17 protein-coding genes are annotated in these 15,568 nt (G+C 63.1%); 9 read left to right on the plus strand and 8 right to left on the minus strand.

Translation table 11 applies throughout. From position 1 onward, the window contains the following. Window positions 1-5: 5 nt before the first annotated feature. Window positions 6-350, minus strand: a complete 345-nt coding sequence (locus tag JQ629_RS32810; protein ID WP_249135431.1) for a hypothetical protein — start codon at window positions 348-350, stop codon at window positions 6-8. 5 nt (window positions 351-355) lie between these two features. Further along, window positions 356-922, minus strand: coding sequence for a helix-turn-helix domain-containing protein (locus JQ629_RS32815; protein ID WP_212416134.1), 567 nt, complete (start codon window positions 920-922; stop codon window positions 356-358). 225 nt (window positions 923-1,147) lie between these two features. Here JQ629_RS32815 and secG point away from each other — a divergent pair, with 225 nt between their 5' ends. The 5 genes from secG to JQ629_RS32840 all read left to right on the plus strand — a co-directional run bounded on the left by secG (window position 1,148) and on the right by JQ629_RS32840 (window position 5,898). Continuing rightward, window positions 1,148-1,531 carry a preprotein translocase subunit SecG gene (gene secG / locus JQ629_RS32820; protein ID WP_212416135.1) on the plus strand — a complete coding sequence of 128 codons (384 nt, stop codon included), beginning with the start codon at window positions 1,148-1,150 and terminating at the stop codon, window positions 1,529-1,531. 166 nt (window positions 1,532-1,697) lie between these two features. After that, on the plus strand, window positions 1,698-3,329 hold the full coding sequence (pyrG, locus tag JQ629_RS32825) for a CTP synthase (protein WP_212416136.1): 1,632 nt from the start codon (window positions 1,698-1,700) through the stop codon (window positions 3,327-3,329). 87 nt (window positions 3,330-3,416) lie between these two features. Beyond that, entirely contained in the window at window positions 3,417-3,743 is a 327-nt protein-coding gene (locus tag JQ629_RS32830) for an NIPSNAP family protein (RefSeq protein WP_192739554.1), read from the plus strand. Window positions 3,744-3,836: 93 nt separating this feature from the next. After that, the gene (gene kdsA, locus JQ629_RS32835) at window positions 3,837-4,691 is read left to right on the plus strand and encodes a 3-deoxy-8-phosphooctulonate synthase (RefSeq protein ID WP_212416137.1); all 855 of its coding nucleotides are present in this window, start codon (window positions 3,837-3,839) and stop codon (window positions 4,689-4,691) included. Between the two features lie 13 nt (window positions 4,692-4,704). Continuing rightward, window positions 4,705-5,898: an MFS transporter gene (locus tag JQ629_RS32840; RefSeq protein WP_212416138.1), complete on the plus strand. Its 1,194-nt coding sequence runs from the start codon at window positions 4,705-4,707 to the stop codon at window positions 5,896-5,898. Window positions 5,899-5,916: 18 nt separating this feature from the next. Here the strand turns inward: JQ629_RS32840 and JQ629_RS32845 are convergent, their stop codons facing one another. From JQ629_RS32845 to JQ629_RS32865, 5 genes are all read right to left on the minus strand, one after another. Continuing rightward, window positions 5,917-6,885 carry a tripartite tricarboxylate transporter substrate binding protein gene (locus tag JQ629_RS32845; RefSeq protein WP_212416139.1) on the minus strand — a complete coding sequence of 323 codons (969 nt, stop codon included), beginning with the start codon at window positions 6,883-6,885 and terminating at the stop codon, window positions 5,917-5,919. 217 nt (window positions 6,886-7,102) lie between these two features. After that, window positions 7,103-8,071 (minus strand): hypothetical protein, encoded by a 969-nt coding sequence (locus JQ629_RS32850; protein ID WP_212416140.1) that lies wholly within the window; start codon window positions 8,069-8,071, stop codon window positions 7,103-7,105. Between the two features lie 31 nt (window positions 8,072-8,102). Further along, window positions 8,103-8,555 (minus strand): preQ(1) synthase, encoded by a 453-nt coding sequence (gene queF / locus JQ629_RS32855; RefSeq protein ID WP_212416141.1) that lies wholly within the window; start codon window positions 8,553-8,555, stop codon window positions 8,103-8,105. Between the two features lie 56 nt (window positions 8,556-8,611). After that, entirely contained in the window at window positions 8,612-8,986 is a 375-nt protein-coding gene (locus JQ629_RS32860) for a c-type cytochrome (protein WP_212416142.1), read from the minus strand. After that, window positions 8,983-9,975 carry a Vgb family protein gene (locus JQ629_RS32865; protein WP_212416143.1) on the minus strand — a complete coding sequence of 331 codons (993 nt, stop codon included), beginning with the start codon at window positions 9,973-9,975 and terminating at the stop codon, window positions 8,983-8,985. The genes JQ629_RS32860 and JQ629_RS32865 overlap by 4 nt, the downstream gene beginning before the upstream one ends. A gap of 178 nt (window positions 9,976-10,153) precedes the next feature. On the opposite strand from JQ629_RS32865, the gene eno reads away from it, so the two are divergent. Beyond that, window positions 10,154-11,437: a phosphopyruvate hydratase gene (gene eno / locus JQ629_RS32870; protein ID WP_212038308.1), complete on the plus strand. Its 1,284-nt coding sequence runs from the start codon at window positions 10,154-10,156 to the stop codon at window positions 11,435-11,437. A 2-nt stretch (window positions 11,438-11,439) separates the two neighbouring features. Here eno and JQ629_RS32875 read toward each other — a convergent pair whose 3' ends face one another. Then, window positions 11,440-12,417, minus strand: a complete 978-nt coding sequence (locus JQ629_RS32875) for a hypothetical protein (RefSeq protein ID WP_502753588.1) — start codon at window positions 12,415-12,417, stop codon at window positions 11,440-11,442. Between the two features lie 770 nt (window positions 12,418-13,187). Here JQ629_RS32875 and JQ629_RS32880 point away from each other — a divergent pair. The 3 genes from JQ629_RS32880 to JQ629_RS32890 all read left to right on the plus strand — a co-directional run bounded on the left by JQ629_RS32880 (window position 13,188) and on the right by JQ629_RS32890 (window position 15,527). Next, window positions 13,188-14,324, plus strand: a complete 1,137-nt coding sequence (locus JQ629_RS32880) for a zinc-binding dehydrogenase (protein ID WP_212416144.1) — start codon at window positions 13,188-13,190, stop codon at window positions 14,322-14,324. 173 nt (window positions 14,325-14,497) lie between these two features. Next, complete coding sequence (locus JQ629_RS32885; protein ID WP_212416145.1) at window positions 14,498-15,049, plus strand: NADPH-dependent FMN reductase; 552 nt, start codon at window positions 14,498-14,500, stop codon at window positions 15,047-15,049. A 160-nt stretch (window positions 15,050-15,209) separates the two neighbouring features. After that, window positions 15,210-15,527: an FtsB family cell division protein gene (locus JQ629_RS32890; protein WP_192739542.1), complete on the plus strand. Its 318-nt coding sequence runs from the start codon at window positions 15,210-15,212 to the stop codon at window positions 15,525-15,527. The last annotated feature ends 41 nt before the right edge of the window (window positions 15,528-15,568 follow it).

Genomic DNA, 15,568 nt, shown 5'->3' on the forward strand with positions numbered 1-15,568 from the left:
GTCGTTCAGCCTCGTTTCCTGGCCGCACGGGCCTGCTTGATCTCTGCAATCCGCTCGACATCCTCGATCTGGAGATGGCGGCCGCGTTCGAGAATTTCCAACGTGTACTCTTCATAAGTGAGCCCGAGCCGTTCAGCCTTTTGAATACGAAAGGCGACGATGCCGGGTGAGAGGTTGTGCCACGCCCTGCGGTGCGCAGCCTTCCAGTAGAAGTAATTTCCGATTCCCCCATCACCCCATTCCGGCCTGTGCCTATCGTCGAGAGGTGGGCCGCCATTGTGGCCGGCCGCAATAGTGTTGTCGGGGGACGCTTGTTCGATCGCGGTGCTCTTGAGGGTGACCTCCGGCATCGTTGCTAGCTCCGGGCCAGCGCCACGACATAGGTGCAGGGTGCTGCGCTCTCGTTGGCGAAGGTCGTCTCCGCGGGCGGACCGAATCCGAGGCAATCGCCGGTGCCAAGAAGATACCGTTCGCCGGCCTCGATGATCACGAGCGCGCCGGCCTGTACCCAGACCACCTGACGGATATGCGCATAGGACGAAGCCGGCAGCGTGACGCGCTGGCGTGCCGGCAATTCGACCCTGATGACTTCGAGCGGATGATCGGGGCGATTGAATACCTGTGTGCGCAGGTAGCCGGTTTCGGGATCGCGCCAGACCGGCTGTTCGCCGGCACGCGAAAGGCGCTCGCCCTGGCCCTCGGCGCGCAGCATCAGGCCGGCAAGCGTGAGGTCGAAGGCGCTTGCGAGCCGAACCAGCACCACCGCGGTCGGGCTGACCTCGGCGCGTTCGATCTTGCTGATGGTCGCCTTCGAGACCCCCGAGCGTTCGGCGAGATCGGCCAGCGACCAGCCGCGGCTGTCGCGCTCGAGACGCAGGCGCTGCGCCAGCCGGTTGCTCAGATCGTCTACAATAGTATCCATATGTCCATTATAAGAGAAGTCGGCCGCCGTTCGCAAGCTGGAAATGTCGCGACTTCGTGCGCCTTCGCAGCTTGTTGGAAAGCCTGCGGCAATTATCTCCGGTGCAGCTGTTGGGGGTGACAATGCCCCGTCCGATCGTGTAACACCGCGCAACTTCAGGAAAACCCGCAAGCTCAATAGTGCAGCCGAAGCCCGGCGCTCATCGCTTGTGACGGAAGGTTAGAAATGCAGGCCGTCGTTATTGTCGTTCACCTCATGATCGTTGCCGTGCTGATCGGCGCGGTATTGCTGCAGAAATCCGAAGGCGGCGGCCTTGGCATGGGCGGCGGCGCCGGCTTCATGTCGAGCCGCGGAACCTCCAATCTGTTGACGCGGATGACCGCGATTTTGGCGGCAGGCTTCTTTGTCACCAGCCTGTATTTGGCCTGGTCCGCGGGCCTCGATCGCAAGCCAAGCTCGATTCTCACGGGCCCCGCGATGCCGTCCCAGCCCGGAGGGGCGCCGATCGCGCCGCCGACCAGCGGCGGCGTTCTGGATACGCTGAAGAAGGTTGATGAACAGCAGAGTCCGCCGGCGCCATCGGGCCCGCAAGCTCCGCGTTCGCAATAAAGCAGGGTGGCTATGCAGGACGGCGACTACCGTCCTGCATCAGAACTTCCCATCAATGCTCTGATATCGCTTTAAATTTCACGTCACCCACAGCCCGGCAAAATGTTCGCTCTGGCGAACGATTCGTTTTGGCGAATCGGAGCAGTGGCCTTAAAGGTTGAGTCCCATGGCGCGGTACATATTCATCACCGGCGGCGTGGTTTCTTCGCTCGGCAAAGGTCTGGCTTCAGCGGCACTCGGTGCGCTGTTGCAGGCTCGCGGGTACAAGGTCCGTCTCCGCAAACTCGACCCCTACCTCAACCTCGATCCCGGAACGATGTCGCCGTATCAGCACGGCGAAGTGTTCGTGACCGACGACGGCGCCGAGACCGATCTCGATCTCGGCCATTACGAGCGCTTTACGGGGCGTCCGGCCACCAGGGCCGACAACATCACCACCGGGCGCATCTATCAGGACATCATCACCAAGGAACGCCGCGGCGATTATCTGGGGGCGACGATCCAGGTGGTGCCGCACGTCACCAACGCGATCAAAGAGTTCGTCCTCTCCGGCAATGACGAATATGATTTCGTGCTGGTGGAGATCGGCGGCACCGTCGGTGACATCGAGGGCCTGCCGTTCTTTGAAGCCATCCGTCAGCTCAAGAACGAATTGCCGCGCGAGCACGCGGTTTACATTCATCTGACGCTGCTGCCGTTCATCCCGAGCGCCGGCGAGCTGAAGACCAAGCCGACCCAGCATTCGGTCAAGGAGCTGCGTTCGATCGGCATCCAGCCGGATATCCTGCTGTGCCGCACCGACCGCGAGATTCCGAAGGAAGAGCGGCGCAAGCTCGGTCTGTTCTGCAACGTGCGCGAAAGCGCGGTTATCGAGGCGAGGGACGTCGACAACATCTACGCGGTGCCGCAAGCCTACCACGAGGCCGGCCTCGATGACGAAGTGCTGGCCGCGTTCGGCATCGCGCCGAAGATCCCGCCCGCGATGCAAAGCTGGAACGACATCAACGAGCGGGTGCGCAACCCCGAAGGCGCGGTCACCATCGCCATCGTCGGCAAATATACCGGCATGAAGGATGCGTACAAATCGCTGATCGAGGCGCTGTCGCATGGCGGCATCGCCAACAAGGTGAAGGTCAATCTCGACTGGATCGAGAGCGAGGTGTTCGAGCACGAGGATCCAGCTCCGTTCCTCGAACACGTCAACGGCATCCTGGTGCCCGGCGGGTTTGGTCAGCGCGGCGCCGAGGGGAAAATCCGCGCGGCGCAGTTCGCCCGTGTCCGCGACGTGCCGTATTTCGGCATCTGCTTCGGCATGCAGATGGCGGTCATCGAAGCCGCGCGCAATCTCGTCGGCATCGAGGACGCCAATTCCACCGAGTTCGGTCCGACCAAAGAACCGCTGGTCGGCCTGATGACGGAATGGCTGCGCGGCAACGAGCTCGAGAAGCGGTCGAAGGCGGGTGATCTTGGCGGCACCATGCGGCTCGGCGCCTATCCCGCGGCGCTTACCCGCGGCAGCCGGGTATCCGAAGTCTATGGCGGGGCCACCGAGATTTCGGAGCGCCACCGTCACCGCTACGAGGTCAACACCGCCTACAAGGATCGCCTCGAACAGCACGGCCTGCGCTTCTCGGGCCTGTCGCCCGACGGCGTGCTGCCGGAGATCGTCGAATATGAGGACCATCCCTGGTTCATCGGCGTGCAATTCCACCCCGAACTGAAATCGCGCCCGTTCGAGCCGCATCCCTTGTTCGCATCGTTCATTCAGGCGGCGGTGGTGCAGTCGCGGCTGGTGTAGTGGCGGGCGGCCTTTGACGAACGCGCCAATTGTTGCGACAAACCGCTTCCGTGACCTGCAAGAACAACAATCAGGGGAGTGAAGCTGATGATTATGGAAATGCGTGTCTATCGCTGTCTGCCGGGCCGTCTGCCGGCGCTGATGAAGCGCTTCGATACGCTGACGCTGAAACTGTGGGACAAGCACGGCATCAAGCAGGCCGGTTTCTACACCACGCTGATCGGGACCTCGAACCAGGAACTGACCTATTTCGTCGCCTGGGACTCGCTCGCGGACCGCGAAAAGAAATGGACGGCATTTCAGTCCGATCCCGATTGGATCGCCGGCCGCGCCAAGAGCGAAGAGGACGGCCAGATCATCGACAACATCGTCAGCCAGTTGCTGGTGCCGACGGCGTTCTCCTCGGTGAAGTAACCAGCGGCGCAACCCTGACATTCCGGGGGTAAACAGGGTTGATCCTGATGGCGCGGACCGGCATGGTCCGCGTCAGGCAAGAAGGAAATGCCCTTGAACGCGAACATTTCTGCTGCGCCCATTGTGACGGTAGGCCCGGTCAAATTCGGCAATGCTTTGCCGATTTCGATCATCGCCGGCCCATGCCAGCTCGAAAGCCGCAGCCATGCGCTTGAAGTGGCGAGCGCGCTGAAGGAGATCGCAGGGCGCCTCGGAATCGGGCTCGTCTACAAGACTTCGTTCGACAAGGCCAACCGCACCAGCGTTTCGGCCGCGCGCGGCATCGGGCTTACGCAGGCGCTGCCGATCTTCGCCGAGATACGTTCCTCGCTCGGACTGCCCGTGCTGACCGACGTGCACGAGGCTTCGCAATGCGCCGAGGTGGCGCAGGCGGTGGACGTGCTGCAGATCCCGGCGTTCCTGTGCCGTCAGACCGACCTGCTGACGGCGGCGGCGGCGACCGGCAAAATCGTCAACGTCAAGAAGGGGCAGTTTCTGGCGCCGTGGGACATGGCCAACGTCGTCAGCAAGATCACATCAGGCGGCAATCCGAACGTGCTGGTCACCGAACGCGGCGCATCCTTTGGCTACAACACGCTGGTGTCTGATATGCGCGCGCTGCCGATTATGGCGCGCACCACAGGCGCGCCCGTGATCTTTGATGCCACCCATTCAGTGCAGCAGCCGGGCGGGAAGGGCACTTCATCCGGTGGCGAGCGCGAATTCGTGCCGGTGCTGGCACGCGCGGCCGTCGCGGTCGGGGTGGCCGGCGTGTTCATCGAGACTCATCCCGACCCTGACAACGCGCCGTCAGACGGACCCAACATGATGCCGCTGCGCGAGTTCGAAGCGCTGGTAAAAACCCTGATGGAGTTCGACGCGCTGTCCAAGCGCGGAGCGCGCCAGTGAGGCTGATATCACGGTGACCGCATCCAGCCGCCTGCCGCCGGCGCTCAACATCATTACGCTCGCGACCTTTTCGGCAAGCCTGTCCGCCCGTGCACTCGATCCGGTGTTGCCGCACGTCGCCGAGGATTTCTCCATCAGCATCGCCACGGCGGCCGGTTTCGCCGCCGTCTTTGCCTTTGCCTTTGCCATCATCCAGCCCGTGCTCGGTGCGGTCGCCGACATCTTCGGCAAGGCGCGCCTGATGATCGTGTGCCTGATGCTATTGGGCATCGCCAACATTCTCGGCGCGGTGGCGACATCGTTTCCGTTGTTGTTTGCAAGCCGCATCCTTGCCGGTATCGGCTCAGGCGGCGTGTTTCCGATTGCGCTCGGGCTCACCAGCGATCTCGTCGGGCCCGAGAAACGCCAAATCGCGATGGGGCGCACGCTGGCCGGCGCCATGACCGGCAATCTGCTGGGTGCTTCGGTATCCGGCCTGATCGGCGACTTTCTCGGCTGGCGCGGCGTGCTCGCCGTTCTCGGCCTGATCGTGGTTGTGGCCTCGGTCGTGGTGGCAATCGCCTTTCGCGGCGCGGCGTTGACGCGTCCGCCGCGGACCAGCCTGTCGGCGCTCAAGCAAGGCTATCGCACGATTTTCACCAACCCGAATGCGCGCATCTGCTACTCGGCCGTCTTCATCGAAGGCTGCTGCGTGCTCGGGCTGTTTCCCTTCATTGCCGCGTTCCTGTTCGAGCTCGGCGAAACCTCGCTATCGATCGCGGGCATCGTGATCGCGGGATTTGCGGTCGGCGGTCTTTTCTACACCATGACGGTATCGCGCTTCCTGCCGCGAATTGGTGTCAGCGGCATGATGATGACGGGTGCCGCCATGGTCGGCCTGCAACTCATCGGTGTCGCGATGGGACCGCAGTGGAAGCTGCAAACGCTCAGCCTGATTTTCATGGGCTGGGGCTTCTACATGATCCACGGCAGCCTGCAGGTATTCGCCAGCGAATTGTCCGTGGAAGCGCGCGCGACCGCGTTGTCGCTGCATGCGTTCTTTTTCTTTATGGGCCAGACGCTCGGCCCCATCGCCTACGGCTTCGGTATCCAGCACGCCGGCAAGGTTCCGACCTTGCTCACCGCGGCGGCCATCATGGTTGCGCTCGGAATTGTCTGCGCGCGATTGCTGAAGCAGACCCGGCCGGCGGATGCGCGGCCGGGCTAGCTTCGTATCGAGCCCTCGCTATTCCATCTTGATTCCCGCGTCGGTGATCACCTTGCGCCAGCGCGCGATCTCTTCAGTGACGAAGCCGCGGAATTCCTCCGGGCTGCTGCCCATCGGCACGATGCCCTGTTCGACCAGTTTTGCCTGCAATGCGGGGTCGGCCAGCGCCTTCTTCGCCTCGGCGGAGACGCGGTCGACGATCTCCTTCGGCGTGCCCGCCGGTGCGATGATTCCGGCCCAGGTGCCGGACACGAAATCCGGCACGCCCTGTTCCGCCATCGTCGGCACGTCGGGTGCCGCCGGAATGCGCTCTTTCGCGGTGACGACGATCGCCTTGGCGTTGCCGGAGCGCACCTGCGGCATCAGCGGACCAACGATGTCGAACATCACGTTGATTTGCCCGCCGACGGTATCCTGCAGTGCGCCGGCCGTGCCCTTGTACGGAATGTGCTGCATTTTGATGCCGGTGCGGCTCATGAACATCTCCATGGTGAGATGTGCCGCAGCGCCGATGCCGCTCGACGCAAAATTGAGCTCGCCCGGCTTCGCCTTTGCGAGCGCGATCAGCTCTTTCAAATTGTTGGCCGGCACCGAGGGATGCGCGATCATGATCAGCGGTGCGACGCTCATCAGCGAGACGTAGCTGAAGTCCTTCAGCGTGTCGTAGGGCAGTTTTGGATTGAGCGTGGCATTTGCCGCATGCGCCGCGATCACGGTGCCGAACGTGTAGCCGTCGGGCGCGGCCTTGGCGACGACGTCGGTGCCGATGATGGCGTTGGCGCCTGGCTTGTTCTCGAAGACGATGGGCTGGCCGAGCGCCTCGGAGATCTTTTGCCCGACGAGGCGGGCCATCAGGTCGGTGTAGCCGCCCGGCGTGTAGGGAACGACCATGCGGATCGACCGGTTCGGCCAGCCTTGTGCCCAGGCGCCGCCTGAGCAGCTCAGCAGAAGCGCGAACGCTGCAAGAGCGCGGAACAGATATTTCATGATGTCGTTTCCTCAACAGCGCCAGCGTCTGAGATGCGCGGCGCTTCCTGCGGGCAGGCTACATCATATGGACGTGAGTGAGATAGGTGTCGAGGCAACGTCTCTTGTTGCACAAGGTGCATGGCTAGCCGTCTGACGCGGGTGTGCAATGCACGCCGGAGTGCACGTGCGACGGCTCAGGATCAATGGGTTCACGCCCTGGCTGTGACGCCTCGCGCTAGTTTCCCATCGCCTCCGCCAGCAAGGCCTGCGCCTGCCTGGTCGCTTCGGCAAATGACGGCTGCTGCGGCGCGCGCTCGGTAAAGCATTTCTTGTAGGCGTCTTCGCCCTTTTGCCTGAGATCGCCGAGCTTGTCGTAGGACTTCCTGTCGATGCGTTTGGACTGCAGATCGTCGGCGGCCTTGTCGGCCTTCTTGTCGTAATCCGCCTTGATCGCAACGCAGGCCGGGACCTCCACCTTGGGCTTGATCGATCCATAGGCGACGTAGACCTTGCCGTTGGCCAGCGCTGAAACGAACACCTCGTCTGCGGCCTCGGGGACGGCGTCCTGGGTTCGCCCGCCCAGCATCGCAAAGGCTGACGTGGCGGAGGCGGGTTTGGCGATCGGCAATTCGTTGAAGTTCACGACCGCCGCATCGGTCGAGATCGCCTGGGTGTAGAAGCTTTCGTCCTTGAGCGCGGCGCCGATCTGTTGCGGCACGTTCTTGAGTTTCTTGCCCCACCAGTCCTTGTGCGCGCGCAGCCAGCGCTCGAACATCGGCTGCGTCGTCACGATGATATGAGACTTCGGCTCGACATATTGGCCGTCGCGGCCGTTCTGGCCGGCCTTCTCGCCGTTGTCGCCCAACTCGGAGTCGAAGCGCACGCCGTCGAGCAGGCCAAAGCCCATGTCGCCCTTGGACAAGGCATCGAGATTAAGCTTGGCCGTTCCAAATCCCTTGCGACCGGATTCGGCGACAATCGGCGCGAGCTTCGCCAGCAGGTCAGCGCGCAGCTTTTCCGCAGCCTTGAAGGCCTCGTCGTCCTTCTTGTCCGCGTACATTTTCGTGATTTTCGCGATCGCGGCGTCGCGGGCCGCGATGTAGCGGTCCTCGGGCGAGGGCTGTGCCGCTGAGGCATTCGAAAGCATCAGAACGACGCACGGCGCGGCGGCAAGTCGGATGAAGGCGGCGAGGGGCTTTTGCATGGGCGGTTGTCGGGATAATTAGCCGTTAGGTTCAACCCCGGCCGCGATAGGGCGCGACGCCCTGGTCGGGCACCCATACGCCCTTGGGCAGCTTGCCGGTCTGCCAGAACACGTCGATCGGGATGCCGCCGCGCGGATACCAGTAGCCGCCGATGCGCAACCATTTCGGCTTGATCTCGCCTGCGATCCGCTTTCCGATCGAGACCGTGCAATCCTCATGGAACGCGCCGTGATTGCGAAAACTCGCGACATAGAGTTTTAGCGATTTGGATTCCAGCAGCCATTGGCCCGGCACGTAATCGATCACCAGATGGGCGAAATCCGGCTGTCCCGTCACCGGGCAGAGCGAGGTGAATTCGGGCGCCGTGAACCGCACCAGATAATTGGTGTCCTTTTGCGGATTGGGCACCCGGTCCAGCGTCGCCTTTTCGGGACTGTCCGGCCATTCCACGGCGCGGCCGAGTTGCAATGATTTTTTGGCCATCATGATCGTCCTGTTGCGACCGCTGACATGGACGCATCAGGGGTGGCCGTCAACCGTCAGCGCGACGCGGGATCTGAGAGAAAGCGCACCAGTGCCGTTCGCTCGGTGGCATCTTCGATCCCGCGCATCGACATCCACAGCCCCGGAAACATCTCGGCGGGATCGGCCAGGAAGGCTTCCAGACGCGGCATATCCCAGCGCAAACCATCATCGCGCGCCTTGCGCAGCACCGGCGAATAGTCGAACGCCGGATCGCCCGCGACCACACGTCCGGCCACGCCGGCAAGATTGGGGCCGGGCAGGCCGCGCTCAGTGGGATCAAGGCTGTGGCAGGCCCGGCATGGCGCGAACAGCCGCGCGCCGTTTTCGTCCGCCGAGGCGGGGGCGGCAGCCAGCATCGGCAGCAGCAACAGGAATGCGTACCATTTCACGCAGGCGCGACCGTCTGGATCACGACCAGGCGGTTATTGCCGGACTCGCCGCCCCAGGTCTCGCCAGGCTTGCCGTCGAGCTGCCGCACATTCGCGCCGGCCTTGTCGCTCGGGAACGCGTTGAATTTCTCGGTCACGGGATCGAAGCGCACGATCGCGTTGGCGCCGAAATCGGTAAGCCACACCTTGTCCTTGTCGTCGACATAGACCGCATAGGTGCGCGGGTTGTCGCCGGGCAGCTTCCAGGCCTTCCAGGAGCCATCAGAAGGATCGTGCATCGACACGTTGCCGCTGTTCCATTCGCTGACCCAGATCCGGCCCTTGGAATCCGACCACACCCGCCGCGCGCCCTGATTGGGCGTCGGCGGGTCCACCACGGTGGCATTGCCGGTCGCCGGATCAATCTTCGCGATGTGATTGCCGGCGAGCGAGGCGTACCAGATGTCACCCTTCGGCGTGATGGTCATGCCATAGGTGCCGCGGCCGCGCGGCGACTTGAACACCGTCATGTCGCCCGATTTCGGGTCGAGCCGGCCATAGATGCCGGACTGGCCGGTGAACCAGTAGATGCCGTTTTTGTCGAACACCGCGGTGTTGAGGTTGGCATAGGCCTCGTTCTCGGGCAGGCGAAACAGCGTCACCTTGTGATCGCCGGGGTCGACGCGGGCGATGGCGTTCTGCCCGCCTTCGGTGACCCAGGGCGCGCCATCGGGGCCGATGATGACGCCATGGGGAGCGGCGCCCTTGCCGAGGTCGACCAGCTTGTACGACCCGTCGCGCGGATCGAGCCGGCCCAGCGTGCCGTTGCGCTGGCCGCAGAACCACATCGTGCCATCGGGCGCCGGCGTGACGTCGCGCGAGCCCATGCCTGCGGCGACCGGATAATATTTGACCCGGAACGGGCTCTCCTGGGCATCCGCAAAGCGCGCAAGCGCAGGCGTGGCTAAAATTCCGGCAGCGGAAGTTTTGAGAAACTGGCGGCGATTCATTGCGTTACCCCGGTTCTTGAACGAGAAGGTTTGGACGCGAAGATCAACCTCGAAACAGCATAGTCCTACCACATCCGCCCGTCAGGCGAACCCGGCAGACTAAGCGTTCACATTTGCTTGCGCGCCGTGTAAGACGCGCCCAAATCCAGCCCCGGAACCATCCAGGAAAGTGCAAGACATGACCGCCATCATCGACATCATCGGCCGCGAAATCCTCGATAGCCGTGGCAATCCCACCGTTGAGGTCGATGTGGTGCTGGAAGACGGCTCGATCGGCCGCGCCGCGGTGCCCTCGGGCGCGTCCACCGGCGCGCATGAGGCGGTGGAACTGCGGGACGGTGACAAGAAGCGCTATCTCGGCAAGGGTGTGCAGAAGGCGGTCGAGGCCATCAACGGCGAAATCTTCGAGGCGCTCGCTGACCGTCCGGTCGAAGAACAAGTCCAGATCGACCAGGTCATGATTGATCTCGACGGCACGCCCAACAAGAGCCGGTTAGGGGCCAACGCCATCCTCGGCGTTTCCTTGGCCTGCGCCAAGGCGGCCGCGGAATCCTTCGACATGCCGCTCTATCGCTATGTCGGCGGCACCTCGGCGCGCACTCTGCCGGTGCCGATGATGAACATCATCAATGGCGGCGTGCACGCCGACAACCCGATCGACTTCCAGGAGTTCATGATCCTCCCGGTGGGAGCGGCGAGTTTCGCCGAGGCGCTGCGCTGCGGCGCTGAAATCTTCCATACCCTGAAGGGCGAGCTGAAGAAGGCCGGCCACAACACCAATGTCGGCGACGAGGGCGGTTTCGCGCCCAACCTGCCGTCGGCGGATGCCGCGCTCGAATTCGTCGTCAGCGCGATCGGCAAGGCCGGCTACAGCGCGGGCAGCGACGTCATGCTCGGCCTCGATTGCGCCGCGACCGAGTTCTTCAAGGATGGCAATTACGTCTATGGCGGCGAGAACAAGACCCGTTCGCGCTCCGAACAGGCGAAATATCTCGCCGACCTCGTCGCGCGCTATCCGATCGTCACGATCGAGGACGGCATGTCGGAAGACGACATGGACGGCTGGAAGGAATTGACCGACCTCGTCGGCAAGAAGTGCCAGCTGGTCGGCGACGATCTGTTCGTCACCAACGTCACAAGGCTCGCCGATGGCATCAAGAACGGCCGCGCCAATTCGATCCTGATCAAGGTCAACCAGATCGGCACGCTGACCGAGACGCTGTCCGCCGTCGAACTGGCGCACAAATACGGCTACACCTCGGTCATGTCGCACCGTTCCGGCGAGACCGAGGATTCCACCATCGCCGACCTCGCGGTCGCCACCAATTGCGGCCAGATCAAAACCGGGTCCTTGGCGCGCTCCGACCGCACCGCCAAGTACAATCAATTGCTGCGCATCGAGCAGCAATTGGGCGCGCAGGCGAAATACGCGGGGCGGGCGGCGCTGAAGGCGCTGGCGTAAAGCTAGCGCGCTGCAGCAAGCCGGCTGGATGGTTTGCTGCCCGGCGGTTTCGCGGCAACCTGGCGCTTGGCCGTGCTGGCCTTGGCCTTGCTGGGCTTGGCCTGAGCGACTTGTTTCTGGCGTTTCTTCGCATCGGCGGCCGCCGTCTTCGTTCCGCCGCGGCGGGACGCATATTCCGGGCCGTCGATCGGGCCGACATGCGGTGGATCGAAGGCGAGATACGGTCGGCCGATCCCGAACTGCTTTCCGTTCGCATCGACCCATTTCCACAGCGTTTCGGTCGAAGCCCATCGCTGCGAGCGATTGACGCCATTGACGCTCACGATATCGGCGGCAAGCCCGCGGCCATAGCCGCCGCGGAGACTGCCGCCGTGAAATGACCGGTTGGCCGCCGCCTTCAGGCCGCTTGCGATCGATTGACGGTAGTCGTCGCGGAAGGCGCTGGTGATACCGGGTCTCAGTCCGGCGGCCTCGGCGGCGTAAAGCGTATGAAACAGCTTCATCTTGAAGCTGCGATCCATGCCGCCGATCACGTAGTCCATCATCGGCATGCCGACTCGTTCCGCCGCCTTGGGATCCTTCCAGGTGAAATCGTTGTCGACGAGCTTGGTAAAGCTTCTGGTGACCGTCACCAGTTTGCCCTTCCTCTTGATCGTCACTTTCCTGAGCTCACGCTCCTTGGTGGTGTCCTCCTTGGGCGTCCGCTGGTAAAGCGCCCACAGAAACTGGTCGATGCAGGCCTCTGCCAACTGGCATTCGCCGACAAGCTCGACGCGGCCGGGCGTCGTTGCGGCGGCGGCCATGCCTGCGGTTGGCGCCGCGATGGTCGGGATTTCCGGCGGCAGAATTTCCGCCGGATCGCTGAGCGCGGCCACGACGATGGTTTGCTGCTTGTCCGGGGCGGCTGTGGCTGCGACGGCCACTTCCGGGTTGGCCGTGCTTGCGATTGGCGCCTGGACGGTTGGGACTACCGGCGGCAGAGTTTGCGCCGGATCGGTCAGCGCGGCCACGACAATGGTTTGCTGTTTGTCCGGGGCGGCTGTGGCGGCGACGGCCACCTCCGGATTGGCCGTGCTTGCGGTTGGCCGCTGGACGGTCGGGACTACCGGCGGCAGAACTTCCGCCGGATCGCCCAGTGCGGCCACGACGATGGTTTGCTGCTTGTCCGGGGCAGCTGCGGCGTCGATCGCCACCTCCGCCAGAAGTTCGGCGGCCTTTGCCGTGTCAGCACTCTTGATGATCGGATTGCCTGTCGTAACGGCTGGATGGCCCGTCGCGGATGCCCGCGGTGCGGCCATCAGGGCGGCGTTGGCGGCAAGAGATGGTGCGAGGCGGTCCACGACGCGCACCGCGTTGACCTTCTCGGTGCCGGTCAAGCCGACGACCGCAAACCACACCACAAGTCCGCCCGTGAAAACGAGCGTGGGCCACATCTCGGTGGCAAGCCGACGCGGGTTCATGATTCCAGCCTCCGAGGCTCGAGTCAGTTCACAGCTAAGCACGCGACACCGCCAATGTTTCGGCTCACAATGTGGGCGTGCAAGGGCGGAAACGGTTGTCACAGCACGGTTTCCGGGAACTGTTGCCGGAGTGCAACGCGCCGGCCGACCCTGGTTCGGGCGTTCTTCGCTGCGCAATTTGATTGAAATTGCCGATACCGGTGGACATCACCGCCGGCCGCGACCATATCGCTGACACCAAGCGCGGATCGGCAACAGGTTGCCTAACCGCCGGCAGGGAGGAAACAAGTATGAGTGACGGCAAGACCGGGCTGCAACTTCGTTCGCTATTGAAGAAGAGCGGTGAACTCGAGCTATCGCTGGCCAGCGTCCCGACTCCAGAACCGGCCGACGATGAAGTCGTGGTTCGCGTCGAGGCCTCGCCGATCAATCCGTCCGATCTCGGGCTTCTGATCGGCCCCGCCGACATGTCGACGGCCAAGGTCTCGGGCACCAAGGACCAGCCCGTGGTCACCGCGAAGATGCCGGAAGCGGTGATGCGGATGATGGGGGCGCGGCTCGATCAGTCGCTGCCGGTCGGCAATGAGGGCGCCGGCACCGTGATCCGGACCGGATCATCCGATGCCGCCAAGGCGCTGATGGGCAAGACGGTCTCGATCATCGGCGGCGCGATGTATTCGCAATTCCGCACCATGAAGGTGAGGGACGTGATGGAGCTTCCCGCCGGCACCACCGCCGCCGACGGCGCGTCCTGGTTCGTCAATCCGCTGACCGCGCTCGGCATGACCGAGACCATGCGGCGCGAAAATCACAAGGCGCTGGTGCATACCGCAGCCGCCTCGAACCTCGGCCAGATGCTCAACAAGATCTGCATCAAGGACGGCATCGGCCTCGTCAACATCGTGCGCAGCAAGGAGCAGGCCGATATCCTGCACAAGATCGGCGCCAAATATGTCGTCGATTCCACCGCCGACGGCTTCATGGACGATCTCACCAATGCGCTGGTGGAGACCGGCGCCACGATCGCCTTCGATGCCATCGGCGGCGGCAAGCTTGCGGGCCAGATCCTCACTTGCATGGAGGCGGCGGCCAACAAGACCGCCAAGGAATACAGCCGCTACGGCTCGAATGTATTTAAGCAGGTCTATATCTACGGCAGCCTCAACACCGCTCCGACCGAGTTGAGCCGCGCGTTCGGCTTGACCTGGGCGGTCGGTGGCTGGCTGCTCACGCCGTTCCTGCAGAAGATCGGGCCGGCCGACATCGGCAAACTGCGCCAGCGCGTCGCCTCCGAACTCAAGACCACGTTCGCCAGCCACTACACCAAGGTGGTGTCGTTGCAGGAGACGCTCGATATTGCCAATATCGACGTCTACAACAAGCGCGCCACCGGCGAGAAATTCCTGATCAATCCGAACAAGGGCTGATAAGGCTCCCGCCAGCAAAGAGACAAACAGGCCGTCCGTATGGGCGGCCTGTTTTACTTAGCCTCAGTTACGCAAACGCTGCGTTTCCAGAATTGCTCATTTCATGCACTTGCATCCTTGTGCCGATGTGGCGTAAGTGAGCGCCGGCGCTTCAGCTTCAAAAGGGAATTCCAATGGCTCACACGATCGTCACCATCGTCGGCTCGCTCCGCAAGGAGAGCTTTTCTCTCAAGATCGCCAATGCCCTGGCCAAGCTCGCGCCGGCCTCGCTGAAGCTCGACGTCACCACGCTGGAGGGGATCTCCTTCTTCAACCAGGATCTGGAAGCCGCCCCGCCGGCCGACTGGCTCGCGTTCCGCGAAAAACTGCAGAAGTCGAACGGCGTGCTGTTCGTGACGCCGGAATATAATCGTTCTATCCCAGGCGTCCTGAAGAACGCCATCGACGTCGGCTCGCGCCCCTATGGCAAGAGCTCGTTCCTCGGCAAGCCGGTCGGCATTGTCAGCAACTCGCCGGGAGCGCTCGGCGGCGTCAGCGCGGCCAAGCATCTGCAGAACATCCTGCCGGGCATCTCCGGTCCGATTCTGGGCCAGCCCGAGATCTACCTGAATGGCGTCGGCGACGCCTTCGACGACAAGGGCGCGCTCACCAAGGAAGCCCTGCAGAAGACGCTGCAACAGTATATCGATGCATTCGCGGCCTTTATCGAAAAGCAGAACCGCTAAGCCGAACCCTCAGCGTCATTGCGAGCGAAGCGAAGCAATCCATCTATCCGTTATGCCGTGCTATGGATTGCTTCGCTGCGCTCGCAATGACGGGGTGTCGGAGACACCCAGTTTCCGTCATCTTAGGATTCAATTAACCTGACCGTCGCATCTTGGCGTCATGGTCTCCCGCACCCGACTGAAATCGATACTGACCGGGCTCGCCCTCTACACGATGGCGGCGCTGATGGTCGGCTATTTCGGCGTCAACGCCTATACCGGCAAATACGGGCTCAACGCGCGGCAGGAGCTCGATCAGGAGATCATCGCGCTGACGTCCGAATTGGCGCGGCTGAAGCGGGAACGGGCCCAGGGTGAGCAGCGCGTTTCGCTGCTCCGCTCGGACCGGGTCGACCCTGACATGCTGGACGAGCGCGCACGCTTCCAGCTCGACTACGCCAACCCCCGCGACCTGATCAAGGTCCTCAAGCCGAACTAGCTTTCAGGGTATTTGCAGGCTGCTTGCCGCTCGCGCGCCCC

Origin of the sequence: Bradyrhizobium sp. AUGA SZCCT0222 (assembly GCF_018130205.1) — a bacterium.
In the GTDB taxonomy this organism is placed as follows: Bacteria; Pseudomonadota; Alphaproteobacteria; order Rhizobiales; family Xanthobacteraceae; genus Bradyrhizobium.

Excerpts from the sequence above, each read along its gene's own strand:
- secG (WP_212416135.1), top strand. The coding sequence starts at position 1,148 with ATGCAGGCCGTCGTTATTGTCGTTCACCTCATGATCGTTGCCGTGCTG.
- JQ629_RS32830 (WP_192739554.1), top strand. The coding sequence starts at position 3,417 with ATGATTATGGAAATGCGTGTCTATCGCTGTCTGCCGGGCCGTCTGCCG.
- JQ629_RS32845 (WP_212416139.1), bottom strand. The coding sequence starts at position 6,885 with ATGAAATATCTGTTCCGCGCTCTTGCAGCGTTCGCGCTTCTGCTGAGC.
- JQ629_RS32865 (WP_212416143.1), bottom strand. The coding sequence starts at position 9,975 with ATGAATCGCCGCCAGTTTCTCAAAACTTCCGCTGCCGGAATTTTAGCC.
- JQ629_RS32885 (WP_212416145.1), top strand. The coding sequence starts at position 14,498 with ATGGCTCACACGATCGTCACCATCGTCGGCTCGCTCCGCAAGGAGAGC.
- JQ629_RS32810 (WP_249135431.1), bottom strand. The coding sequence starts at position 350 with ATGCCGGAGGTCACCCTCAAGAGCACCGCGATCGAACAAGCGTCCCCC.
- pyrG (WP_212416136.1), top strand. The coding sequence starts at position 1,698 with ATGGCGCGGTACATATTCATCACCGGCGGCGTGGTTTCTTCGCTCGGC.
- JQ629_RS32880 (WP_212416144.1), top strand. The coding sequence starts at position 13,188 with ATGAGTGACGGCAAGACCGGGCTGCAACTTCGTTCGCTATTGAAGAAG.
- JQ629_RS32890 (WP_192739542.1), top strand. The coding sequence starts at position 15,210 with ATGGTCTCCCGCACCCGACTGAAATCGATACTGACCGGGCTCGCCCTC.
- eno (WP_212038308.1), top strand. The coding sequence starts at position 10,154 with ATGACCGCCATCATCGACATCATCGGCCGCGAAATCCTCGATAGCCGT.
- queF (WP_212416141.1), bottom strand. The coding sequence starts at position 8,555 with ATGGCCAAAAAATCATTGCAACTCGGCCGCGCCGTGGAATGGCCGGAC.
- JQ629_RS32850 (WP_212416140.1), bottom strand. The coding sequence starts at position 8,071 with ATGCAAAAGCCCCTCGCCGCCTTCATCCGACTTGCCGCCGCGCCGTGC.
- JQ629_RS32815 (WP_212416134.1), bottom strand. The coding sequence starts at position 922 with ATGGATACTATTGTAGACGATCTGAGCAACCGGCTGGCGCAGCGCCTG.